At 59.5% G+C, this 23,801-nt stretch carries 13 protein-coding genes and 3 pseudogenes; 10 read left to right on the forward strand and 6 right to left on the reverse strand.

Annotated elements, in window-relative coordinates; translation table 11 throughout:
• The first annotated feature begins 382 nt into the window (after nucleotides 1-382).
• Nucleotides 383-9,295 (forward strand): Ig-like domain-containing protein, encoded by an 8,913-nt coding sequence (locus ACZZZP_RS24575; protein WP_463384445.1) that lies wholly within the window; start codon nucleotides 383-385, stop codon nucleotides 9,293-9,295.
• A gap of 185 nt (nucleotides 9,296-9,480) precedes the next feature.
• On the opposite strand, the gene ACZZZP_RS24580 is transcribed toward ACZZZP_RS24575, so the two are convergent.
• Nucleotides 9,481-10,476, reverse strand: coding sequence for a sulfate ABC transporter substrate-binding protein (locus ACZZZP_RS24580; RefSeq protein WP_122497704.1), 996 nt, complete (start codon nucleotides 10,474-10,476; stop codon nucleotides 9,481-9,483).
• A 234-nt stretch (nucleotides 10,477-10,710) separates the two neighbouring features.
• Between ACZZZP_RS24580 and ACZZZP_RS24585 the strand changes: the two are divergent.
• From ACZZZP_RS24585 to ACZZZP_RS24625, 9 genes and pseudogenes are all read left to right on the forward strand, one after another.
• Nucleotides 10,711-11,348 (forward strand): annotated as a pseudogene (locus tag ACZZZP_RS24585) (peroxiredoxin).
• An 85-nt stretch (nucleotides 11,349-11,433) separates the two neighbouring features.
• Nucleotides 11,434-12,027: an NADPH-dependent FMN reductase gene (ssuE, locus tag ACZZZP_RS24590; RefSeq protein ID WP_463384447.1), complete on the forward strand. Its 594-nt coding sequence runs from the start codon at nucleotides 11,434-11,436 to the stop codon at nucleotides 12,025-12,027.
• A gap of 180 nt (nucleotides 12,028-12,207) precedes the next feature.
• Nucleotides 12,208-13,173 carry a sulfonate ABC transporter substrate-binding protein gene (locus ACZZZP_RS24595; protein WP_122497700.1) on the forward strand — a complete coding sequence of 322 codons (966 nt, stop codon included), beginning with the start codon at nucleotides 12,208-12,210 and terminating at the stop codon, nucleotides 13,171-13,173.
• A gap of 72 nt (nucleotides 13,174-13,245) precedes the next feature.
• Nucleotides 13,246-14,430 (forward strand): FMNH2-dependent alkanesulfonate monooxygenase, encoded by a 1,185-nt coding sequence (gene ssuD / locus ACZZZP_RS24600; protein ID WP_463384448.1) that lies wholly within the window; start codon nucleotides 13,246-13,248, stop codon nucleotides 14,428-14,430.
• Between the two features lies 1 nt (nucleotide 14,431).
• The gene (ssuC, locus tag ACZZZP_RS24605) at nucleotides 14,432-15,223 is read left to right on the forward strand and encodes an aliphatic sulfonate ABC transporter permease SsuC (RefSeq protein ID WP_463384449.1); all 792 of its coding nucleotides are present in this window, start codon (nucleotides 14,432-14,434) and stop codon (nucleotides 15,221-15,223) included.
• Nucleotides 15,220-16,041: an aliphatic sulfonates ABC transporter ATP-binding protein gene (gene ssuB / locus ACZZZP_RS24610; RefSeq protein WP_463384450.1), complete on the forward strand. Its 822-nt coding sequence runs from the start codon at nucleotides 15,220-15,222 to the stop codon at nucleotides 16,039-16,041. Before ssuC ends, ssuB begins: the two co-directional genes overlap by 4 nt.
• A 43-nt stretch (nucleotides 16,042-16,084) precedes the next feature.
• Complete coding sequence (locus ACZZZP_RS24615; protein ID WP_056842174.1) at nucleotides 16,085-16,300, forward strand: TOBE domain-containing protein; 216 nt, start codon at nucleotides 16,085-16,087, stop codon at nucleotides 16,298-16,300.
• A 428-nt stretch (nucleotides 16,301-16,728) separates the two neighbouring features.
• Nucleotides 16,729-17,916 carry a delta-9 fatty acid desaturase DesA gene (gene desA / locus ACZZZP_RS24620; protein WP_122497693.1) on the forward strand — a complete coding sequence of 396 codons (1,188 nt, stop codon included), beginning with the start codon at nucleotides 16,729-16,731 and terminating at the stop codon, nucleotides 17,914-17,916.
• Between the two features lie 123 nt (nucleotides 17,917-18,039).
• Nucleotides 18,040-19,023, forward strand: a complete 984-nt coding sequence (locus ACZZZP_RS24625) for a sensor domain-containing diguanylate cyclase (protein WP_122497691.1) — start codon at nucleotides 18,040-18,042, stop codon at nucleotides 19,021-19,023.
• Nucleotides 19,024-19,104: 81 nt separating this feature from the next.
• Here the strand turns inward: ACZZZP_RS24625 and aguA are convergent, their stop codons facing one another.
• The 5 genes and pseudogenes from aguA to ACZZZP_RS24650 all read right to left on the reverse strand — a co-directional run.
• Nucleotides 19,105-20,199, reverse strand: a complete 1,095-nt coding sequence (aguA, locus tag ACZZZP_RS24630) for an agmatine deiminase (RefSeq protein WP_463384451.1) — start codon at nucleotides 20,197-20,199, stop codon at nucleotides 19,105-19,107.
• 97 nt (nucleotides 20,200-20,296) lie between these two features.
• Nucleotides 20,297-21,174 (reverse strand): annotated as a pseudogene (aguB, locus tag ACZZZP_RS24635) (N-carbamoylputrescine amidase).
• A 136-nt stretch (nucleotides 21,175-21,310) separates the two neighbouring features.
• Nucleotides 21,311-21,952, reverse strand: coding sequence for a TetR/AcrR family transcriptional regulator (locus ACZZZP_RS24640; RefSeq protein ID WP_463384453.1), 642 nt, complete (start codon nucleotides 21,950-21,952; stop codon nucleotides 21,311-21,313).
• Nucleotides 21,953-22,084: 132 nt separating this feature from the next.
• Nucleotides 22,085-23,155: a polyamine ABC transporter substrate-binding protein gene (locus ACZZZP_RS24645; protein WP_463384454.1), complete on the reverse strand. Its 1,071-nt coding sequence runs from the start codon at nucleotides 23,153-23,155 to the stop codon at nucleotides 22,085-22,087.
• A gap of 236 nt (nucleotides 23,156-23,391) precedes the next feature.
• Nucleotides 23,392-23,801, reverse strand: a pseudogene (locus ACZZZP_RS24650) (glutamine synthetase); the annotation flags it as partial.

The following is a 23,801-nucleotide window of genomic DNA, read 5'->3' on the forward strand; positions in this document are numbered from 1 at the left end:
AAATGGAGAAGCAACGCATGCGCCGTTGCCTTGCTGGCTGCAAATTTAGTTAGTTCCACGGTGATTATCGGGGCTGTTTGCGCTCTCTCTCCAGATGTTCGTGCAGGTCGAACCGAAGTTGAAAAAACACGTAATAAGCCGGGCAATACGCCCGGTTTTTTTGTGTTCTTAGCCAACGAAACCGTGTTTTGGCGCGGTCGCTGTAACTAAGCGAATCGGCAATATTCCGTTCGACCGTTCGAGATTTTGGCGTTGAAATATCCGTGTTTAAAAGTCGCCAAGGCATCTCCCTACGCCCCTGTAGGACTCGGGCGACCGCTTTCGCTCCGTCCCGCTCACACACTTCGGCTTCTCATTTCTTCGTGTTATGGAAGTCGAAAGCATGCGTTCCTTCTCCACAAAGCTCTTATCGCTATACCTAGCGTGTAGTGTTGCGCTGTCGCCGCTTATTCCGGCGGTTGCTCAGGTCTCCGCACCTGTGTCTGCGCAGCAGCAAAACCTGCCGGAACTGGGCAGTGTTACCGCAACCATTCCCTCGAACGTTCCATTAACAAATCCTTCCTCCGACTGGCTTTACGCGGCTGAGGCCCCTACTGATCTAGGCCCCGCTGCGTTGCGAGGCCGAAGCCAAGGGCTTGAGGATGCGGTAAGCCGAGGCGTAGGGCTTATATCGGGCGCTGCAAGTCAAGCCAGTCGAAACTGGTTCGATAGCCACCACATTACTTCCGAGCTCGCCTTAAAAGCAGGAGAAGGTGGAGTGCGCGGCGGGAGCCTTGATTTATTGATGCCTTTCTATAACGAAGGCAAAAACCTGCTCTTCGTACAGTCCGGCGTTCGTCGTGCTGATACTTACACCGAGGACTACCGCAACACGGTCAACTTGGGTCTCGGTTATCGCCGTAATGTCGAAGGCTGGCTGCTGGGCGGTAACAGCTTTTATGACTGGGATGTAACGGGTAAAAACGCCCGTCTCGGTGTTGGTGTTGAAGCGTGGACAGACTTTCTCAAGTTAAGCGCTAACGGCTATCAACCGCTCTCAAGCTGGAAGGCGTCCCCTGACCAAGCCGACTACCTGGAAAGACCCGCCAAAGGGTGGGATCTTCGAGCGGAAGGGTACTTAGCCTCTTATCCTCAGCTTGGCGCCAAGGTTGCATACGAACAATTCTATGGCGATGACGTCAGTTTGTTCGGTGTAGACAACCGCCAGAAAGATCCGCGCGCTTTGAGTGTTGGGGTTATCTATAACCCGATCCCGTTGATTGGCTTGAGTGTCGATCACCGCGTAGGGCAACACGGAATTGCCGATACGTCGGCGAATCTTGCGCTGAACTATCGAATCGGAGAACCGCTGTCGAAACAGCTCTCCAGCAGCAACGTGATGGCCAGCCGCATGCTCGAAAACATGCGTTACGACCTAGTATCCCGTAATAACGAAATCGTAATTGACCATAAAAAAGACGGCGGCCAAATAAGCTTGCCCGAGGTCATCTCCGACACTGAATTCAAAGTTGTTCCTTTCGCAATCAAAGGCGCTGCGACCTTAAAGTCCATTAGCTGGACAGGTACTGCGGCTAGCTTTGCTTTGCCCTACGATGGAAGCGGTCAAGGCACCGTTCAACTTCCCGCGTATGACAACACCGGCGTGAACATCTACAGCTTGCAAGCTATTGGAACCGATAAGTCGGGGCGCGCGGTTGTCTCCAATCCGATGCAAGTGAATGTCCAATCTTTAGGATTTCTGCTGACCGCTCAACCGGTCGCTATCCCTTCAACGGGGGCAGATTCCAGCACGATAAAAGTCAAAATTCTCGATGCCAGCAATCAGCCACGTGCAGCGGGTGTGACGGTTAACTGGGCGACTTCCGCAGGTACGCTGTCGAGCAACACTTCCACTACCGATGCAAACGGCGAGGCGTCCGTGACGCTAATGAGCAGCAAGGTCGCAGGCGTAGCAACAGTCGAAGCAACATACGGTGCCACGAAACGCACCGTTAACGTTGACTTCACTGCCGGCGCTGCGGCCACGATGACCGTCGTTGCTTCGCCCGCCTCGATTGTCGCCGACGGCACCAGCACTTCCACCGTCAGCGCAACTGTGACAGATGCTAACGGTAATCCCGTAGGCACCGGTGTGAGCGTGAACTGGAGCACTAGCGCCGGTACGTTGGGAGCTCAGTCGTCCACCACCGATGCGAGTGGTGTAGCGACAGTTACCTTAACGAGCGCCACCGTTATCGGTAGCGGTACTGTGACGGCCAGCAGCGGTTCGGCCACTAACGACGCAAGCGTTGATTTCACCGCTGGCGCTGCCGCAACTATGACCGTCACTGCTTCGCCTACCGCGATCGTCGCCGATGGGACAAGCAAATCCTCTATCAGCGCAGCTGTGACCGATGCCAACGGCAACGCCGTAGGCGCCGGTGTGAGCGTTACCTGGGGCACCAGCGCGGGCACGTTGGCAAACGCCTCGTCCACCACCAATGCAAGCGGTGTGGCGACGGTTGAACTGACCAGCTCTGTCACTTCCGGTAAAGCCACGGTGACTGCCACAAGCGCTTCTGCGACTAATACTGCCGAGGTTGATTTCACCGCTGGTGCTGCCGCGGGCGTGACCGTCACAGCATTGCCAACTGCGATTGTTGCCGATGGCGCGAGCACATCGTCTATCACCGCCGCTGTGAAAGATGCCAACGGCAACGCCGTAGGCACCGGTGTGAGCGTTACCTGGGGCACCAGCGCTGGCACGTTGTCGGGCACATCGTCGACCACCAATGCAAGCGGTGTAGCGACTATTACCCTCACTAGCGCAACCACTTCCGGTCAAGCCACTGTGACTGCCACAAGCGGTTCGGCGAGTAACACCGCTGCGGTTGATTTCACTGCCGGTGCAGCTACTGCAATGGATGTAACCGCTTCGCCTGCTTCGATTGAAGCGAACGGCACCAGCAAGTCGACCCTTAGCGCCACAGTTAAAGACGCTAACGGCAACCTGGCAGCGGGCAAAACCGTAAGCTGGAGCACCAGCGCCGGTACATTGGCGAGCACTTCATCCACTACTGACGCAAACGGTGTAGCGACAGTTGAGCTGACCAGTTCCACAACTGCTGGCCAAGCCACCGTGACAGCCGCAATTGGTTCGATGACTGATACCGCCGAGGTAGATTTCACTGCCGGTGCAGCTACTGCAATGGATGTAACCGCTTCGCCTGCTTCGATTGAAGCGAACGGCACCAGCAAGTCGACCCTTAGCGCCACAGTTAAAGACGCTAACGGCAACCTGGCAGCAGGCCAAACCGTAAGCTGGAGCACCAGCGCCGGTACATTGGCGAGCACTTCCTCCACTACTGACGCAAACGGTGTAGCGACGGTTGAGCTGACCAGTTCCACAACTGCTGGCCAAGCCACTGTGACAGCCGCAATTGGTTCGATGACTGATACCGCCGAGGTTGATTTCACCGCCGGTGCAGCTACTGCAATGGATGTCACCGCTTCGCCTGCTTCGATTGAAGCGAACGGCACCAGCAAGTCGACCCTTAGCGCCACAGTTAAAGACGCTAACGGCAACCTGGCAGCGGGCAAAGCCGTAAACTGGAGTACTAGCGCCGGTACATTGGCGAGCACTTCGTCCACTACTGACGCAAACGGTGTGGCGACGGTTGAACTGACCAGTTCCACAACTGCCGGCCAAACCACCGTGACAGCCGCAATTGGTTCGATGACTGATACCGCCGAGGTTGATTTCATCGCCGGTGCAGCCACTGCAATGGATGTCACCGCTTCGCCTGCTTCGATTGAAGCGAACGGCACCAGCAAGTCGACCCTTAGCGCCACAGTTAAAGGCGCTAACGGCAACTTGGTAGCCGGCCAAACCGTAAGCTGGAGCACCAGCGCCGGTACATTGGCGAGCACTTCGTCCACTACTGACGCAAACGGTGTGGCGACGGTTGAACTGACCAGTTCCACAACTGCTGGCCAAACCACGGTGACCGGCGCCATTGGTTCGATGACCGATACCGCCGAGGTTGATTTCACCGCCGGTGCAGCTGCAACAATGACTGTCACTGCTTTGCCTACTGCGATTGTCGCCGACGGCACAAGCACATCGTCTATCAGCGCCGCTGTGACCGATGCCAACGGCAACGCCGTAGGCGCCGGTGTGAGCGTTACTTGGGGCACCAGCGCTGGCACGTTGTCGGGCACATCGTCTACCACCAATGCAAGCGGTGTAGCGACGATTACCCTCACCAGCACTACCACTTCCGGCCAAGCTACTGTGACTGCCACAAGCGGTTCGGCGAGTAACACCGCCGAGGTTGATTTCACCGCCGGTGCAGCCGCAACAATGACCGTCACTGCTTTGCCTACTGCGATTGTCGCCGACGGCGCGAGCACATCGTCTATCAGCGCCGCTGTGCTTGATGCCAACGGCAACGCCGTAGGTGCTGGTGTGAACGTTACTTGGGGTACCAGCGCTGGCGTGTTGTCGGGCACATCGTCTACCACCAATGCGAGCGGTGTAGCGACGATTACCCTCACCAGCACAACCACTTCCGCTCAAGCCACTGTGACTGCCACAAGCGGTTCGGCGAGCAACACCGCCGAGGTTGATTTCACCGCCGGTGCAGCCGCTGCAATGGATGTAACCGCTTCGCCTGCTTCGATTGAAGCGAACGGCACCAGCAAGTCGACCCTTAGCGCCACAGTTAAAGACGCTAACGGCAACCTGGCAGCAGGCCAAACCGTAAGCTGGAGCACCAGCGCCGGTACATTGGCGAGCACTTCCTCCACTACTGACGCAAACGGTGTAGCGACGGTTGAACTGACCAGTTCCGCAACTGCTGGCCAAGCCACCGTGACCGGCGCAATTGGTTCGATGACTGATACCGCCGAGGTTGTTTTCACTGCCGGTGCAGCCGCAACAATGACCGTCACTGCTTTGCCTACTGCGATTGTTGCCGACGGCACAAGCACATCGTCTATCAGCGCCGCTGTGGTAGATGCCAACGGCAACGCCGTAGGCGCCGGTGTGAGCGTTACTTGGGGCACCAGCGCTGGCACGTTGTCGGGCACATCGTCTACCACCAATGCAAGCGGTGTAGCGACGATTACCCTCACTAGCGCTGTCACTTCCGGTCAAGCCACTGTGACTGCCACAAGCGGTTCGGCGAGTAACACCGCTGAGGTTGATTTCACCGCCGGTGCAGCCACTGCAATGGATGTCACCGCTTCGCCTGCTTCAATTGAAGCGAACGGCACCAGCAAGTCGACCCTTAGCGCCACAGTTAAAGACGCTAACGGCAACCTGGCAGCAGGCCAAACCGTAAGCTGGAGCACCAGCGCCGGTACATTGGCGAGCACTTCCTCCACTACTGACGCAAACGGTGTAGCGACGGTTGAGCTGACCAGTTCCACAACTGCTGGCCAAGCCACTGTGACAGCCGCAATTGGTTCGGTGACTGATACCGCCGAGGTTGATTTCACCGCCGGTGCAGCTACTGCAATGGATGTCACCGCTTCGCCTGCTTCGATTGAAGCGAACGGCACCAGCAAGTCGACCCTTAGCGCCACAGTTAAAGACGCTAACGGCAACCTGGCAGCGGGCAAAACCGTAAACTGGAGTACTAGCGCCGGTACATTGGCGAGCACTTCGTCCACTACTGACGAAAACGGTGTGGCGACGGTTGAACTGACCAGTTCCACTACTGCTGGCCAAGCCACGGTGACAGCCGCAATTGGTTCGGTGACTGATACCGCTGAGGTTGATTTCACTGCCGGTGCAGCCACTGCGATGGGAGTCACCGCTTCGCCTGCTTCAATTGAGGCGAACGGCACCAGCAAGTCGACCCTTAGCGCCACAGTTAAAGACGCTAACGGCAACTTGGTAGCCGGCCAAACCGTAAGCTGGAGCACCAGCGCCGGTACATTGGCGAGCACTTCGTCCACTACTGACGCAAACGGTGTGGCGACGGTTGAACTGACCAGTTCCACAACTGCTGGCCAAACCACGGTGACCGGCGCCATTGGTTCGATGACTGATACCGCCGAGGTTGATTTCACCGCCGGTGCAGCTGCAACAATGACTGTCACTGCTTTGCCTACTGCGATTGTCGCCGACGGCACAAGCACATCGTCTATCAGCGCCGCTGTGACCGATGCCAACGGCAACGCCGTAGGCGCCGGTGTGAGCGTTACTTGGGGCACCAGCGCTGGCACGTTGTCGGGCACATCGTCTACCACCAATGCAAGCGGTGTAGCGACGATTACCCTCACCAGCCCAACCACTTCCGGCCAAGCTACTGTGACTGCCACAAGCGGTTCGGCGAGTAACACCGCCGAGGTTGATTTCACCGCCGGTGCAGCCGCAACAATGACCGTCACTGCTTTGCCTACTGCGATTGTCGCCGACGGCGCGAGCACATCGTCTATCAGCGCCGCTGTAGTAGATGCCAACGGCAACGCCGTAGGCGCCGGTGTGAACGTTACCTGGGGCACCAGCGCTGGCACGTTGTCGGGCACATCGTCTGCCACCAATGCGAGCGGTGTAGCGACGATTACCCTCACCAGCGCAACCACTTCCGGCCAAGCTACTGTGACAGCCACAAGCGGTTCGGCGAGCAACACCGCCGAGGTTGATTTCACCGCCGGTGCAGCCACTGCGATGGATGTAACCGCTTCGCCTGCTTCGATTGAAGCGAACGGCACCAGCACGTCGACCCTTAGCGCCACAGTTAAAGGCGCTAACGGCAACTTGGTAGCCGGCCAAACCGTAAGCTGGAGCACCAGCGCCGGTACATTGGCGAGCACTTCGTCCACTACTGACGCAAACGGTGTGGCGACGGTTGAACTGACCAGTTCCACAACTGCTGGCCAAGCCACCGTGACCGGCGCAATTGGTTCGATGACTGATACCGCTGAGGTTGATTTCACCGCCGGTGCAGCCGCAACAATGACCGTCACTGCTTTGCCTACTGCGATTGTCGCCGACGGCACAAGCACATCGTCTATCAGCGCCGCTGTGGTAGATGCCAATGGCAACGCTGTCGGTGCCGGTGTGAGCGTTACCTGGGGCACCAGCGCTGGCACGTTGTCGGGCACATCGTCTACCACCAATGCAAGCGGTGTAGCGACGATTACCCTCACCAGCACAACCACTTCCGGCCAAGCTACTGTGACTGCCACAAGCGGTTCGGCGAGTAACACTGCCGAAGTTGATTTCACCGCCGGTGCAGCCGCAACAATGACCGTCACTGCTTTGCCTACTGCGATTGTCGCCGACGGCACAAGCACATCGTCTATCAGCGCGACTGTGGTGGATGCCAACGGCAACGCCGTAGGTGCTGGTGTGAGCGTTACCTGGGGCACCAGCGCTGGCGTGTTGTCGGGCACATCGTCTACCACCAATGCAAGCGGTGTAGCGACGATTACCCTCACCAGCGCAACCACTTCCGGCCAAGCTACTGTGACAGCCGCAATTGGTTCGGTGACTGATACCGCTGAGGTTGATTTCACTGCCGGTGCAGCAACTGCAATGGAAGTCACCGCTTCGCCGGCTTCAATTGAGGCGAACGGCACCAGCACGTCGACCCTTAGTGCCACAGTTAAAGACGCTAACGGCAACCTGGCAGCAGGCCAAACCGTAAGCTGGAGCACCAGCGCCGGTGCGTTGGCAAGCACTTCGTCCACTACTGACGCAAACGGTGTGGCAACGGTTGAACTGACCAGCTCCACAACTGCTGGCCAAGCCACCGTGACCGGCGCAATTGGTTTGGTGACCGATACCGCTGAGGTTGATTTCACCGCCGGTGCAGCCGCAACAATGACCGTTACTGCTTTGCCTACTGCGATTGTCGCGGACGGCGCAAGCACATCGTCTGTCAGCGCGACTGTGGTAGATGCCAACGGCAACGCTGTCGGTGCCGGTGTGAGCGTTACTTGGGGCACCAGCGCTGGCGTGTTGTCGGGTACATCGTCTACCACCAATGCAAGCGGTGTAGCGACGATTACCCTCACCAGCGCAACCACTTCCGGTCAAGCCACTGTGACTGCCACAAGCGGTTCGGCGAGCAACACCGCCGAGGTTGATTTCACCGCCGGTGCAGCCGCAACAATGACCGTCACTGCTTTGCCGACTGCGATTGTCGCCGACGGCGCAAGCACATCGTCTATCAGCGCCGCTGTGGTAGATGCCAACGGCAACGCTGTCGGTGCTGGTGTGAGCGTTACCTGGGCTAGCAGCGCTGGCGTGTTGTCGGGCACATCGTCTACCACCAATGCAAGCGGTGTAGCGACGAATACCCTCACCAGCGCAACCACTTCCGGCCAAGCTACTGTGACAGCCGCAATTGGTTCGGTGAGTGATACCGCTGAGGTTGATTTCACTGCCGGTGCAGCCACTGCAATGGATGTAACCGCTTCGCCTGCTTCGATTGAAGCGAACGGCATCAGCACGTCGACCCTTAGCGCCACGGTTAAAGACGCTAACGGCAACCTGGTCGCAGGCGAGACCGTAAGTTGGAGCACCAGCGCAGGTACGTTGGCGGGCAATTCGTCCACTACTAATGCAAGCGGTATAGCGACAATTGAACTGACCAGTTCCACTACGCTTGGCACAGCCACTGTGACAGCCGCAATTGGTTCGGTGACTGATACCGCTGAGGTTGATTTCACTCCCGGTGCGCCAGCCGTAATCGATGTGATTGCCTCGCCAGACTCAATTGTGGCGAACCGGAGCTCAACGACTGTTAGCGCCACGGTTACCGACGCTGGCGGCAATTTAGTAGGCCCAGGGGTGACTGTATCTTGGGCGACCAGCTTCGGAACTCTGAATGGACTCACTTCGACTGTAGCGACTTCTACCACCGACCAAAATAGTGTTGCGACAGTGACATTAAGGAGTGGTTTGTTAGTCGGCACTGCGACGGTAACGGCGCAGAGCGGCGCAGCCACCGAATCGCTGACCGTGGAGTTTACTGCCGGGGAGCCTTCAATCTTGACCGGCACTGCCTCGCCGGAAACCATATTGCACGACGGGGTAAGTACTTCAACTGTCAGCGTTCAAGTCACGGACGCTGCCAGAAACGCTGTGGGCGCTGGCCATATCGTGACATGGTCTGTGAGTAGCTTTTCAGGCGCACCCGGTACTCTGTCCACTGTTACGTCAACCACTGACGCAAACGGCGTGGCCACGGTGGTCTTTACGAGTCCGACCGTTGCGGGTTGGTCCCAACTCCTATCGACAACTCCGAAGGCCTCTGGCCAGGATGCTACGGGTTATACCAATGTGTTATACCGCTAATAGCCAATAACCATCACGCTTGACCTGCTAGAACAACGCCGCCTCCCTTAGGGAAGGCGGCGTTTTAGTTCCTCCCGGTCCGTGGCGACCGCTTCGCTCCTCGTGATGCGTTTCGAATTTCGAAAACTTCCGCACCACAAAAAAGCCCGGCGCAATGCCGGGCTTTTTCATTACGCGAACCGCACTTACTGCCCGCTGTAAACCTGATCAAACACCCCACCATCATTAAAGTGAGTCTTCTGAATCACTGGCCACTCGCCAAACGTTTTCACCACCGGCAAGAAATCCACCTTTGGGAACCGGTCCGAGAACTCGGCAAGAACCTTGGCGTTGCGTGGGCGCAGGTAGTTGTTGGCGGCGATGCGCTGGCCTTCCTCTGACCACAAGTAGTTCAGGTACGCCTCGGCCTCTTTGCGGGTGCCTTTCTTGTCGACCACTTTGTCGACCACCGCCACCGGCGGCTCGGCTTCGGCCGACACGCTTGGGTACACCACTTCGAAGCTGCCACGGCCGAACTCACGGGCGATCATTTCCGCTTCGTTTTCGAAGGTCACCAGCACGTCGCCGATGTTGTTTTGCATGAACGTGGTGGTCGCGGCACGGCCGCCGGTGTCGAGTACCGGGGCTTGTTTGAACAGCTTGCCGACGAATTCGCGCGCGGCTTTTTCATCGCCGCCTTGCTTGAGCACATAGCCCCACGCGGACAGGTAGGTGTAGCGGCCGTTGCCCGAGGTTTTCGGGTTTGGCACGACCACTTCTACGCCGTCTTTAAGCAGGTCTGGCCAGTCTTTCAGGGCTTTCGGGTTGCCTTTGCGCACGATGAATACGGTGGCAGAGGTGAAGGGCGCGCTGTTGTCCGGCAGGCGCGTGGCCCAGTTTTCCGGAATCAGGTTGCCGTTGTCGTGCAATGCGTTGATGTCGGTGGCCATGTTCATGGTGATCACGTCGGCCTGCAGGCCATCAATGACGGCGCGCGCCTGTTTGCTCGAACCACCGTGCGACATCTGCAACGTAAGCGCCGGGTTGCCTTCGGCTTGCCAGTGCTTCTGGAACGCTGCGTTGTAGTCCTTGTAGAAGTCGCGCATTACGTCATACGAAACGTTCAGCAGCGTGGCGGCCTGCACGCTGGACGCCAGGGCCAGGCCGGCGGCGAGCAGGGAGGTGGTGAGCAATCGCTTCATCGAGTAATTCCTAAGTCCTGAGTCCATGGGCAAATGAGTCAACCGGCGGATGATAAAAGCATCGGTTTATTCTGATAAAGAATAATTGCTTCCTTGCTTATGCCATACATCAGGCAAGTCGGTCGGATCTCATATTCCATAAACATATAAATAAATTGTTATTTATTCTTTTTAATTTGAACGCAGCCTGAGCATAGTGAGCCCCACGCATCGACTTGCACCAGGAGCTGCACCATGAGCCTCAGACTCGGCGACATCGCCCCCGACTTCGAACAAGACTCTAGCCAAGGCCGCATTCGTTTTCACGAGTGGCTGGGCAATAGTTGGGGCGTTTTGTTTTCGCACCCCGCTGACTTCACCCCGGTTTGCACCACTGAGTTGGGCTTTACCGCCAAGCTCAAAGACCAGTTCGCCGAGCGCGGCGTCAAGGTCATCGCCCTGTCGGTAGACCCGGTTGATTCGCACCTGAAGTGGATCGACGACATCAACGAAACCCAGAGCACGCTCGTCGGCTTCCCGATCATTGCCGACGCCGACCGCAAAGTGTCGGGCCTGTATGACCTGATTCACCCCAACGCCAACGACACCCTGACGGTGCGTTCGCTGTTCGTGATCGACCCGAACAAAAAGGTGCGTCTGACCATCACCTACCCCGCCAGCACGGGCCGCAATTTCAACGAAATTCTGCGCGTGATCGACTCGCTGCAACTCACCGACAACTACAAAGTCGCCACCCCGGCCAACTGGCAGGACGGTGATGAAGTGGTGATCGTGCCGTCGCTGCGTGACGAAGACGAAATCAAGCAGCGCTTCCCCAAAGGCTACCGCGCGGTGAAACCGTACCTGCGCCTGACCCTCAACCCAATCGCTGATACCGAGCAGCAGTTACTACCTGAGCGCGCTTGAGCCTCGAGGCAGCGGCCTCCAGCAACAAGTCGGCAAGGCAAGGAGTAAGCAATGTTAGTGGTTTCGTTGAGCGGCAGTCCTAGCCAGAGATCCCGTAGTGGAATCTTGTTGGAGCGCTCGCAGCGTTGGCTGCAACAGCAGGGCGTGGAAGTGGTGAGCTATCGCATTCAGGACTTCAACGCCGAAGAATTACTGCACGCCCGGTTCGACAGCCCGCAGATTCAAACCCTGCAAGCCCACGTGGCGGCGGCGGACGGTCTGTTGATTGCGACTCCCGTTTATAAAGCTTCGTTCTCCGGCGCACTGAAGGTGCTGCTGGACCTGCTGCCCGAACGCGCCCTTGAACACAAAGTGCTGCTGCCGTTTTCCACCGGTGGCAGCAAGGCGCACATGCTCGCCGTGGATTACGCCCTGCGTCCGGTGCTTACCGCATTGAAGGCCCAAGAGGTGCAACACGGTGTTTTTGCTGATGACAGCCAGATCGCCTATGGCGAAAACGGCGGGCCGGCGCAGCTGGCGGCCAGTCTGGAGCAACGGTTGAACGAAGCGCTGGAGCAGTTCCACAGCGCCCTGGCCCGCCGGCCAAAACCCCTGGACCCGAATGTGCTGAACCAGCGGTTGCTGGCGGCGAATTGGAGTATTTGACCTTTTAACTCCCTCTCCCGTCGCGGGAGAGGGGCGGGGGTGAGGGGCCGTTGAAATTTCCCCCTCACCCCAGCCCTCTCCCTCAGGGAGAGGGGGCGTTAAAAAACCACACATCATCAGCCTTACTCACCCGCCAACGGGCAAGCAGGCGACACCACTTAAACAGCAAAGGAGAGCGCCATGCGCCCAGTTACTTTGCGTCGGAGTCTGGTCGCCCTGTTTGTTGCGGCCACAGCTTTCGGCGCCATCAGCCAAGCACAAGCCGAAACCCTGCGAATCGGTTATCAGAAGTACGGCACCCTGGTGCTGCTCAAAGCCAAGGGCACCTTGGAAAAGCGTCTGGCCGAGCAAGGGGTAGACGTTAAATGGACCGAGTTTCCCGGCGGCCCGCAATTGCTGGAAGGCTTGAACGTCGGCTCGGTCGACTTCGGCGTTACCGGCGAAACACCGCCGGTATTTGCCCAAGCCGCTGGCGCCGATCTGACTTACGTCGCCTACGAGCCGCCCGCGCCGCTGAGCGAAGCGATCCTGGTGCCGAAAGATTCGCCGATCAAATCGGTGAAAGAACTCAAGGGCAAAAAAGTGGTGCTCAACAAGGGTTCCAACGTCCATTACCTGCTGGTGCGCGCGCTTGAAGATGCCGGCCTGAAATACAGCGATATCGACGTTGCCTTCCTGGCGCCCGCCGACGCCCGCGCCGCCTTCGAGCGCGGCAGTGTCGACGCCTGGGTTATCTGGGATCCCTTCCAGGCTGCCGCCGAAAACCAGTTGGGCGCACGCACCCTGCGTGACGGCAAAGGCCTGGTGGATAACCACCAGTTCTACCTGGCCACCAAACCTTACGCGCAGAAAAACCCGAAAGTGATCGCCGCCCTCATCGATGAAGTGCGTGCCGTGGGCGAAGACTCCAAAGCCGACCCGCAGGCCGTCACCGATCAGGTCGCGCCGCTGCTGGGCTTGTCGAAGGAAATCACCCTCACTGCGGTGAAACGCCAAGGCTACGGCGCGCATTTCATTACCCCGGAAGTGGTCACCGCGCAGCAGAAAATCGCCGACACCTTCTACCAACTCAAGCTGATTCCCAAGCCCTTGAGCATCAAGGACGTGATCTGGACGCCGCCCGCCAGCGTGGCCACCGCCCAGTAATTACAGCGCCGTTACCAAACCCCATTGCAGCATCCCTCCCCGGTTGGGGAGGGCACTAAGGAGACAACTCCCATGAGCTTGAACATTTTCTGGTTTCTTCCCACCCACGGCGACGGTCATTACCTTGGCACCGCTGAGGGCGCTCGCGCGGTCGATCACGGCTACCTACAACAGATTGCCCAGGCGGCTGACCGCCTCGGTTTCGGTGGCGTGTTGATTCCAACGGGGCGGTCCTGCGAAGACTCCTGGCTGGTAGCCGCTTCGTTGATTCCGGTGACCACCCAACTCAAATTTCTCGTCGCGCTGCGCCCGGGCATTATTTCGCCCACCGTGGCGGCGCGTCAGGCGGCGACCCTGGACCGTCTTTCCAACGGCCGCGCCTTGTTCAATCTGGTGACCGGCGGCGACCCCGACGAACTGGCCGGCGACGGTCTGTTTCTGAGCCACGAAGAACGCTACGAAGCCTCGGTTGAATTCACCCGCATCTGGCGCCGCGTGCTGGAAGGCGAAACCGTGGACTACGACGGCAAACACATCAGCGTGAAGGGCGCGAAGCTGCTCTACCCGCCGCTGCAACAACCGCGTCCGCCGCTGTACTTCGGTGGCTCGTCAGGCGCCGCCCAAGACCTCGCCGCCGAGCAGGTGGAAATGGTGCTGACCTGGGGCGAGCCGCCAGCCGCCGTCGCCGAGAAAATTGCCCAGGTGCGCGAGAAAGCCGCCAAGCATGGCCGCACCGTGCGCTTCGGTATTCGCTTGCACGTGATCGTGCGCGAAACCAACGAGGAAGCGTGGGCAGCGGCAGATCGGCTGATCTCCCACCTGGACGACGACACCATCAAGCGCGCCCAGGCCTCGCTCGCGCGCTTCGACTCCGTGGGCCAGCAACGCATGGCTGCCCTGCACGGCGGCAACAAAGACAACCTCGAAGTCAGCCCCAACCTGTGGGCCGGCGTTGGCCTGGTGCGCGGCGGCGCCGGCACCGCGCTGGTCGGCGATGGCCCAACCGTGGCGGCGCGGGTGAAGGAATACGCCGACCTGGGTATCGACACGTTCATCTTCTCTGGCTACCCGCACCTGGAAGAGTCGTACCGCGTGGCCGAGTTGTTGTTCCCGCACTTGGATGTGGCGCGTCCACAACGCCCGGAAGGCGCCAGCTACGTCAGCCCGTTTGGCGAAATGATCGCCAACGATGTGCTGCCGAAATCGGCGAGCGACGCCAAGAGCTTCGCGAGCAAGCTCGCTCCTACGGGTGCTTGATATGAAATCGGTGAACAACATTCTCAACCGCATCGCACCGTTCGTGCTGCCGTTGGCCTTGCTCGCGATCTGGCAACTGGCGGTGGTCGCCGGTTGGCTGTCGACGCGCATTCTGCCGGCGCCGAGCGCGGTGTTCGACGCGGCGGTGGCCCTGATCGGCAGCGGCGATATCTGGCACCACCTGGCCATCAGCGGCTGGCGCGCCGGCATCGGCTTTCTGATTGGCGGCAGCATTGGCCTGACGCTGGGCTTTATTACCGGGCTGTCTAAATGGGGCGAGCGCTTCCTCGACAGCACAGTGCAGATGATCCGCAACGTGCCGCACCTGGCGCTCATTCCGCTGGTGATTCTGTGGTTTGGCATCGATGAGTCGGCGAAGATTTTTCTCGTCGCCCTCGGCACCGTGTTCCCCATTTACCTCAACACCTACCACGGCATTCGCAACGTCGACCCGGCGTTGGTGGAGATGGCGCGCAGCTACGGCTTGTCGGGCTTCGGCCTGTTCCGCCAAGTCATTCTGCCGGGCGCCTTGCCCTCGATTTTGGTCGGCGTGCGCTTTGCCCTGGGCTTTATGTGGCTGACCCTGATCGTGGCCGAGACCATTTCGGCCAGCTCCGGCATCGGCTACCTGGCCATGAACGCCCGTGAATTCCTGCAGACCGATGTGGTGGTAGTGGCGATCCTGCTCTACGCCTTGCTGGGCAAACTGGCCGACACCACGGCGCGTGGCCTGGAGCGCGTATGGCTGCGTTGGCATCCGGCTTACCAAGTTAAAAAAGGCGGCGCCGCATGAACGCTTTCAACGCAAATCACGTGGCCCCACAGCACCTCAAAGGCGGCATTCCGCTGGCGGTGCGTGGGCTGCACAAAGCCTTTGGCGAGCGCGAGGTGTTGCATGACATCGAGCTGCTGATTCCGGCCGGGCAATTCGTTGCCGTGGTTGGCCGTAGCGGCTGTGGCAAAAGCACCTTGCTGCGCCTGTTGGCGGGGCTCGACACGCCCACCAGCGGCGCCTTGCTCGCTGGTTCGGCGCCGCTCAGCGAAGCGCGCGAAGACACCCGCCTGATGTTTCAGGACTCGCGCCTGCTGCCGTGGAAGCGCGTGATCGACAACGTCGGCCTGGGCCTTGGCGGCGACTGGCGTCCCCGAGCCCTGGAAGCGTTGCAGGCGGTGGGGCTGGCCGAGCGCGCCCACGAATGGCCGGCAGCGCTGTCGGGCGGGCAGAAGCAGCGCGTTGCCCTGGCGCGCGCGCTGATTCACCAACCGCGTTTGCTGCTGCTCGACGAACCCCTGGGCGCCCTCGACGCGTTGACCCGCATTGAAATGCAGCAACTGATCGAAAGCCTCTGGCAGAAACACGGCTTCACCGTGCTGCTGGTGACCCACGACGTCAGCGAAGCGGTGGCGATTGCCGACCGCGTGATTCTGATTGAAGACGGCCACATCGGCCTGGACTTGCCCGTGCACCTGGCTCGTCCACGGCAACGGGGCTCGGCGCGCTTGGCCGCGCTGGAAGCCGAAGTGCTCAACCGTGTTCTCGAAATTCCACCGGGCCCACCACCACCAGAACCGGTATCACCTCTGCCCACGCAACTGCGCTGGGCCTTGTAACTCACTAACTCGAAGCAATTACTCACGTACCAGGAGAAACACCATGACCATTAAAGCGATCAACGTCCGTAACCAATTCAAAGGCACCATCAAGGAAATCGTACTGGGCGACGTGTTGTCGGAAATCGACGTACAAACCGCCTCCGGCATCGTCACCTCCGTGATCACCACCCGCTCGGTAAAAGAGCTAGAGCTGGGTGTGGGCAGCGAAGTGATTGCGTTCGTGAAATCCACTGAAGTGTCGATTGCCAAGCTGTAAGTTGCCGGCACCGATGTTTCCAGGAAATCGAGGCTGAAGCCTCTCCCACAGCGACCGCGTTCGCGCTTGTTGTGGGAGAGGCTTCAGCCTCGATGCTTTTAAGGCGCGCCGAGGAGCGCCGCCGTTTGGCTTGCGCGTTGTCCATCGTCATACACCGCGCCGTCATGACGAGCGGGCCTAAGCATTCCCGCTCAACAGCCGATTATTTCCTCAGGTGTGCAATCGGTCATGCCGGCGAGCGCTAGCGATGCGCATTTTGGCCGCAACCGCCAAGGGTCTTCGTCGAAATTGATCGCCAGCCGAACAGAGCACCCAGAAATTGAACATATTTTGATCTAAGTGCAGGGTGGTTTTCTCACACTGCTTAGAGATAATGCCCACGCCAGGTTGATCCAGCCGGCGTTCACTTTTCCGAGGTAGCTCCATCTATGTGGTACAACGGTTTTCTCGACCTGTCGGCCTGGCAGGTTCTGGCGGTTACCTTGCTGATGACCCACGTGACCATTGTGTCGGTGACGGTTTATTTGCATCGCTATTCCGCGCACCGCTCGTTGGAACTGCACCCTGCGCTCAAGCACTTTTTCCGTTTCTGGCTGTGGATGACCACCGGCCAGAACACCCGTGAATGGACCGCCATTCACCGCAAACACCACGCCAAATGTGAAACTGCTGACGACCCGCACAGCCCGGTTATTAAAGGTTTGTCGACCGTGCTGCGCAAAGGCGCGGAACTGTACCGCGCTGAAGCGGAAAACCCCGAAACCCTGCGGATTTATGGCAAGAACTGCCCCGAAGACTGGATCGAGCGCAAGGTGTACTCGCGCTTCCCGTTGGGCGGTATCGCCATCATGGCGGTGATCGACCTGGCCCTGTTCGGCGCGCTGGGTATCACCGTGTGGGCCGTGCAGATGATGTGGATTCCGGTGTGGGCTGCCGGCGTTATCAACGGTTTGGGCCATGCCGTGGGCTACCGCAACTTCGAATGCCGCGATGCCGCCACCAACCTGGTGCCGTGGGGCATTTTGATCGGCGGCGAAGAGCTGCATAACAACCACCACACCTACCCGAACTCGGCGAAGCTGTCGGTTCGCAAGTGGGAATTCGATATGGGCTGGGCCTGGATTCAACTGTTCAGCTTCTTGCGCCTGGCCAAGGTGCAGCGCGTGGCGCCGATTGCTCATCGGGTGACGGGCAAAGGCTACTTGGACATGGACACCGCCATGGCCATTCTCAACAACCGCTTCCAGATCATGGCCCAGTACCGCCGCGCCGTTATCGCGCCGCTGGTGAAACTGGAACTGGCCAAAGCCGACGCCTCGGTACGAGCCAAATTCCACCGCGCCAAGCGTTTGTTGTCGCGTGAGACCAGCCTGCTGGAAGAGCGCCATCACCAGCGCATTCAGGCCATGCTGGAACAAAGCCAGGCGCTAAAAGTGATTTATGAGAAGCGCCTGGCGTTGCAACATATCTGGGTGAAAACCAGCAGCAATGGCCACGACATGCTCGAGGCGATGAAGCTTTGGGTGAGCGAAGCGGAGGCCAGCGGCATTCAGTCGTTGCGTGATTTTGCGGAACACCTCAAAACCTACTCGTTGCGTCCGGCAAACGCGCTGTAAACAGGCTATAACTGCGCCATAAAGCGTCAAAGCCCGCCGATTGGCGGGCTTTTTTCTGTGTCATGGATTGGCACCTTATGCCGCGTCGATGGTCGTAGTTTCGTTGATAGAAAAGGACATCTAATGGACGAACATCCCCCATTAACACTGCCACTTTCCCCCGAGTTGGAAGAACTGACTCTGGCGCTGCTGCATAGCCGCGGCGAAGTGGAGCGTTTGCGCGAGCGTGAGCAGATGTTCAGCTCGCTGCTGGACAGCGTAAACATCGTGCTATGGGCGTTCGACTGGGATGCCCAGCGCATTCTCTACGTCAGCCCCGCCTACGAGCGCGTGTTCGGCCGTAACGCAGGCTTGTTGATGGCCGATTACGGGGAATGGCTGAACAGCATCTACCCCGACGACGTTGAGCACGCCGCCGCTACCTTCGCCGAGGTGCTGGTCAAAGGCGCCGTTGAAGACCGCGAATACCGCATTCTCCGGGCCGACGGCCAATTGCGCTGGCTGAGCGACAAATGCTTTATCAGCCGCCAGGCCGAAGCAGGCAAGCCGCTGATTGTGGTCGGCATTGCCGAAGACATCACCGAGAAGAAACACCTGGAAGGCGAGCTGCATCGCCTGGCCACCACCGACGTGCTGACGCAAAGCAGTAACCGCCGCTACTTCTTCGAATGCGCCCACACCGAATTCCAGCAAGCCACCCAGGAAGACGCGCCGTTGGCGTTCCTGTTACTGGACGTGGATAACTTCAAACAGATCAACGACACCTACGGCCATCAGATGGGCGACGTGGTGCTGCAACGGATCGCCCAATGTGGCAGCGCGGCGTTGCGTCGTGGCGACTTGTTCGGGCGTATCGGCGGGGAAGAGTTTGCCGCGCTATTTCCCTGCTGCACCGAGGAGTTGGCTCTGCAAATTGCCGAGCGCTTGCAGCGGGAAATTCAGCGGCTGGTGTTCAGCTGCAACGGCGTCACCTTTGGCGTCACCGTCAGCCAGGGCTTGACCAGCCTGACCGATGCCGACGTCACCCTCGACACCCTGTTCGCCCGCGCCGACGCGGCGATGTACAACGCCAAGCGGCAGGGCAAGAACCGGATTATTCGGGCTTAGTAAACAAGAGCATCGCGGCTAAAGCCGCTCCTACAGGAATGTGCAATCTGTAGGAGCGGCTTCAGCCGCGATGCTTTTTTGTTAAGCCGGCTGCTGCTGCGTAATGCAGTGAATATTCCCGCCGCCCAGCAAAATTTCCCGCCCCGGCACCATCACCACTTCATGCTCCGGAAACAGCCGCTGCAAGATCGCTTTGGCTTCGGCGTCTTTCGGGTCGTCGAAACTGGGGGCGATGATGCCGCCGTTGACGATGAGGAAGTTCACGTACGAACCGGCCAGGCGAATCGACGGGTCGCGCTCCTGCGTACCCGCCACCAAATCCACGCCTGCGCATTCTTCATCGGTGGCGTACAGCGGGCCGGGAATCGGCATTTTGTGCACGACCAACTGGCGACCCTTGGCGTCTTTCACGCTTTCCAGCACGCGCATGGCGGCCTGGCAGCGTTCGTAGTTGGGGTTTTGCGTGTCGTCGGTCCAGGCCAGGAGCACTTCGCCGGGGCGCACGTAGCAGCAGAAGTTGTCGACGTGGCCGTCGGTCTCATCGTTGAACAGGCCGTCGGGCAGCCAGATTACGGTTTCGATGGCCAGGTGATCGCGCAACACCGCTTCGATGTCTTCGCGGCTCAGGTGCGGGTTGCGGTTGCGATTGAGCAGGCACTCTTCGGTGGTGATCACCGTGCCTTCGCCGTCGACGTGAATCGAGCCGCCTTCAAGCACAAAGCCTTCGGTGCGGTAGCGATCGCGGCGTTCGATTTCGAGAATTTTGCTGGCCACCTGATCGTCGCGGGTCCACGGCGAATACAGGCCGCCATCGAAGCCGCCCCAGGCGTTGAAGGTCCAGTCCACGCCACGGATTTCGCCGCTGGCGTTGCGCACGAAGGTTGGGCCGGTGTCGCGCACCCAGGCGTCGTCGGTGCTGATTTCGACCACGCGAATGTTGTCGGCATCCAGGCGCGCGCGGGCGTTTTCGTATTGGTCGGCGTTTACGCAGACGGTCACCGGCTCAAAGCGGGCGATGGCTTTGGCCACGGCGGTGAACGCCGCTTGTGCCGGCTTGCCGCCGAGGCGCCAGTTGTCCGGGCGCTGCGGCCACACCATCCAGGTCTGGCTGTGGGGTGCCCACTCGGCTGGCATGGAAAAGCCGTCGGCGCGGGGAGTGGTGGTCAGTGTGGTCATTGCAAATACCTTGTTGGGTACTTGTAGGAGCGGCTTTAGCCGCGATGCTGTTGATGGAGAAGAGCATCGCGGCTAAAGCCGCTCCTACAGGTCGGTGTCAGGATTCGAGCGCACCGTCGAGGGTTTTGATCGGACCGTACAGGTTCGGCCGACGATCGCGGAAGCTGCCCCAGGCGCTGCGGATGTGTTCGAGTTGGTCCAGGTCGAAAGTATGCACCAGCACGCCTTCTTGATTTCGTTGAGTTCCTCGACCTTTTCGCCGAACTGGTTGGCGATAAACGAGGAGCCGTAGAAGGTGATGTCGTAGCCGTCTTGCGCTTCATTGCCGATGCGGTTGGAGGCAATCAGCGGCATCAGGTTAGCGCCGGCATGGCCTTGTTGCACGCGCTGCCAATGGTCGCGCGAGCTGATGGTTTTGTCGTGCGGCTCGCTGCCGATGGCGGTCGGGTAGAACAGAATTTCCGCCCCCATCAGCGCCATGCTCCGGGCGCATTCGGGGAACCACTGGTCCCAGCAAATGCCCACGCCGATTTTCGCGTAGCGGGTGTTCCACACCTTGAAGCCGGTGTCGCCGGGGTTGAAGTAGTATTTCTCGTGGTAGCCGGGACCGTCCGGAATGTGGCTTTTGCGGTACACACCGAGGTTGCTGCCGTCGGCGTCGATGATGGCGATGCTGTTGAAACGCGCGCGGCAGGCCAGTTCGAAATAGCTGATGGGCAGCACCACGCTCAACTCTTTGGCCACTTTCTGGAAATGGGCGATGGCGGCGTTGGTGTCGGTAGGCGTGGCCAATTGCAGGTAGTCGGGGTTGGGCTTCTGGCAGAAGTAAGGCGTCTCGAACAGCTCCTGAATCAGGATGATTTGCGCGCCCTTGGCAGCCGCTTCGCGAACCAGTTTCTCCGCCGTGGCGATATTCACGGCACGGTCCCAGGAACAAGCCATCTGCGTGGCGGCGACAGTTACGGTACGAGACATCAAACACCTCTTTTCTTGTTGGCAGGCTTAGAAAGCCGTTTTGCAGGTGCCACTTTATAGTCGATAAAAATCCGACTTAGAAGGTGATTTTGTCTATTGGAAGATAATTAACGATAAATAAACGGATAAATATCGATTAAACGGCCGCTGTTTCCCGCTTGGGCAGGAATGCCGGCAGGTACAAGCCCAGATAAACATCGAATACGCGCATGCCTTCCTCAGCCAGGCGCGGGGTGATCTCGCCAAATTGCTGCACCGAGCGGGCATACACGCGGTCGCTTAGTTCCAAGGCCAGGGCAAACACATCCAGCTCGGTGGGCAATTGCGGCAGGGGGAAGTGGCGGTCGAACAGGGCGTGCAGCAGACGGCCCAGTTCGATGTCGTGCTGACGGTCGGCCTGGGTGACTTCAGCGAGCCCGTGCTGGGCGAGAATCAGCTGCCGGGCGGCGGCGTCGCCCGTGTAAATGTCCAACATGCGCTGCTCGACCAAGCGCGAAAGGTCGCGCCAGTGTTGCAGGCTGGCGTGGTCGATGGGGCATTCGAGCGTGGCGCGAAAGGCGGCGTGCACATCCGCCGTCAGCGCTTCGAGAATGGCCGGCACGCTGGCGAAGAAGTGGTACACGGAGGAGGGCGGCATCAGCGCGCGCTCGGCCACGCTGTAAATCGACAGGCCGGCAACGCCTTCCTCCGCTAACAAGGCGCGCGCGGCATCGAGAATGGACGCGATGCGCGCCTGGCTGCTGGCGCGGGGTTTGCGGGCGGTGGCGGGACGCTGCATAAGGCTCTCCTTGATCGAGGCGCTATTGGACGTCAGGCCGCACGGTGGGGGCAAGCGGGGGCTGGAAGAGCATCGCGGCTGAAGCCGCTCCCACAGAGGCGGACTCGCGCTTGTGGGAACGGCTTAATCCTTTCAACTGCCGCTACGAAATTTGCCCCACACCTCGTCTTTGATCGGCGAGATTTTCTCGGGCAGCACTTCCAGTGCAGCCAGCCGGCGCTTGGTCGCGCGGTCCGGGTAGAGGCCGGGTTGGTCACGCAGGGCCGGGTCGAGGAACTGGCGAGCATCGGCGTTGCCGCTGGGGTACAGGGTTTCAGCAGTGATTTGCGCGGCCACTTTCGGTTGCATCACGTAGTCGATAAAGCGGTGCGCCAGGTCGGCGCGGCGGGCGCTGCTGGGAATGACCAGGTTGTCGATAAACAGCACCGAGCCTTCATCCGGCACCACGAATTGCACGTTCTGCCCAGCAGCGCTGGCGCCCAATGCGTCGCCCACCCAGGCGAGCGACATACACAGGCGGCCTTCTTTCAAGTCATCGATATAACGCTCGCTGTCGACGTAGCGGATGTTTCCGCGAACCGCCTGCAACATCTCGCCGCCCTGCTTGATTTGCGTCGGCGGGCTGTGGGCGAGGCTGCGGCCGAGGTAATTCATGGCGACCGACATCACTTCATCCGGCGCATCCAGCACGCTGATACCGCAACTGGCCAGGCGCGCGCTTTGCGCCGGGTCGAACAGCAGGCTCCAGCTGTTCGGCAGCGGGCCGCCAAAGGCTTTTTCCGCCTGCGGTACGTTGATGGCCAAGCCGACCGCGCCCCAGAGATAGGGAATCGCGTAGCGGTTTTGCGGATCCACGGCGTTGAGTTTGCTCAGCAGCTGTTTGTCGAGGTGCGAGCGGTTGGGCAGGCGGGTGAGGTCCAGCGGCTGCAAGCGCCCGGCTTTGATCAGTGCGGGCAGGGTGTCGTGCGACGGCACGGCAATATCGATGGACTCGCCGCTGGCCAGGGCTTTTTCCAGCTCTTCGGCGGTGCTGTAGGTGTGGTAGTCGACATGAATGCCGGTTTCTTTCTCGAAATCGACCAGCACCTGCGGGGCGATGTAGTCGTTCCAGTTGTAGACCACCAGGTCTTCGGCATGGGCGGCCGGGGCGGCGAGCAAAACGGATGAGCCAGCAAACAACAGTGCGGCTAAAAAGCGTGGCATGACGACTTCCTTACGTGTCGGTTCACAGCATGGGCCGCACAAGCCGTGCGGCGAACGGAGTTATCGCTCAAATCCTTTACAACTGAGCGAGCCGCGACATGTCTGTGGATTTCAATGCACGTCTGGGCTGGCCATGGCACACAAACAACAACGCAGCGCGAGGCTGCGGTGTAGGCAAAATTGGAGTTAGCAGATAAAACAACGCCGGCCTGATCAGGCCGGCGTTGAATGGGTACTTACACCGTGTGCAGGTACCAGTTGTACTCGAGGTCCGAAATGGAGTTTTCGAACTCGGCGAGTTCACTCTCTTTACAGGCGACGAAGATGTCGATGTATTTCGGGTCGATATAACGGGCCATGACTTCGCTGTCGTCCAACAGGCGCAGGGCATCACGCAAGTTGTTCGGCAGGCTCTGCTCGTTCTGCTCGTAGGAGTTGCCTTCTACCGGTGCGCTTGGCTCGATCTTGTTGGTCAGGCCATGGTGCACGCCCGCCAGTACTGCCGAGAGCAGCAGGTACGGGTTGGCATCGGCGCCGGCAACGCGGTGTTCGATACGCACGGCATCGCGGGTGTCGTTAGGCACGCGCAAGGCAACAGTACGGTTATCGATACCCCAGCTCGGCGAGTTCGGCACGTAGAACTGTG

It is taken from the genome of Pseudomonas sp. AC211 (assembly GCF_979258055.1).

Excerpts from the sequence above, each read along its gene's own strand:
- ssuC (WP_463384449.1), top strand. The coding sequence starts at position 14,432 with ATGAAATCGGTGAACAACATTCTCAACCGCATCGCACCGTTCGTGCTG.
- desA (WP_122497693.1), top strand. The coding sequence starts at position 16,729 with ATGTGGTACAACGGTTTTCTCGACCTGTCGGCCTGGCAGGTTCTGGCG.
- ACZZZP_RS24580 (WP_122497704.1), bottom strand. The coding sequence starts at position 10,476 with ATGAAGCGATTGCTCACCACCTCCCTGCTCGCCGCCGGCCTGGCCCTG.
- ssuB (WP_463384450.1), top strand. The coding sequence starts at position 15,220 with ATGAACGCTTTCAACGCAAATCACGTGGCCCCACAGCACCTCAAAGGC.
- ACZZZP_RS24645 (WP_463384454.1), bottom strand. The coding sequence starts at position 23,155 with ATGCCACGCTTTTTAGCCGCACTGTTGTTTGCTGGCTCATCCGTTTTG.
- ACZZZP_RS24615 (WP_056842174.1), top strand. The coding sequence starts at position 16,085 with ATGACCATTAAAGCGATCAACGTCCGTAACCAATTCAAAGGCACCATC.
- ssuE (WP_463384447.1), top strand. The coding sequence starts at position 11,434 with ATGTTAGTGGTTTCGTTGAGCGGCAGTCCTAGCCAGAGATCCCGTAGT.
- ACZZZP_RS24595 (WP_122497700.1), top strand. The coding sequence starts at position 12,208 with ATGCGCCCAGTTACTTTGCGTCGGAGTCTGGTCGCCCTGTTTGTTGCG.
- ACZZZP_RS24640 (WP_463384453.1), bottom strand. The coding sequence starts at position 21,952 with ATGCAGCGTCCCGCCACCGCCCGCAAACCCCGCGCCAGCAGCCAGGCG.
- aguA (WP_463384451.1), bottom strand. The coding sequence starts at position 20,199 with ATGACCACACTGACCACCACTCCCCGCGCCGACGGCTTTTCCATGCCA.
- ssuD (WP_463384448.1), top strand. The coding sequence starts at position 13,246 with ATGAGCTTGAACATTTTCTGGTTTCTTCCCACCCACGGCGACGGTCAT.
- ACZZZP_RS24625 (WP_122497691.1), top strand. The coding sequence starts at position 18,040 with ATGGACGAACATCCCCCATTAACACTGCCACTTTCCCCCGAGTTGGAA.
- ACZZZP_RS24575 (WP_463384445.1), top strand. The coding sequence starts at position 383 with ATGCGTTCCTTCTCCACAAAGCTCTTATCGCTATACCTAGCGTGTAGT.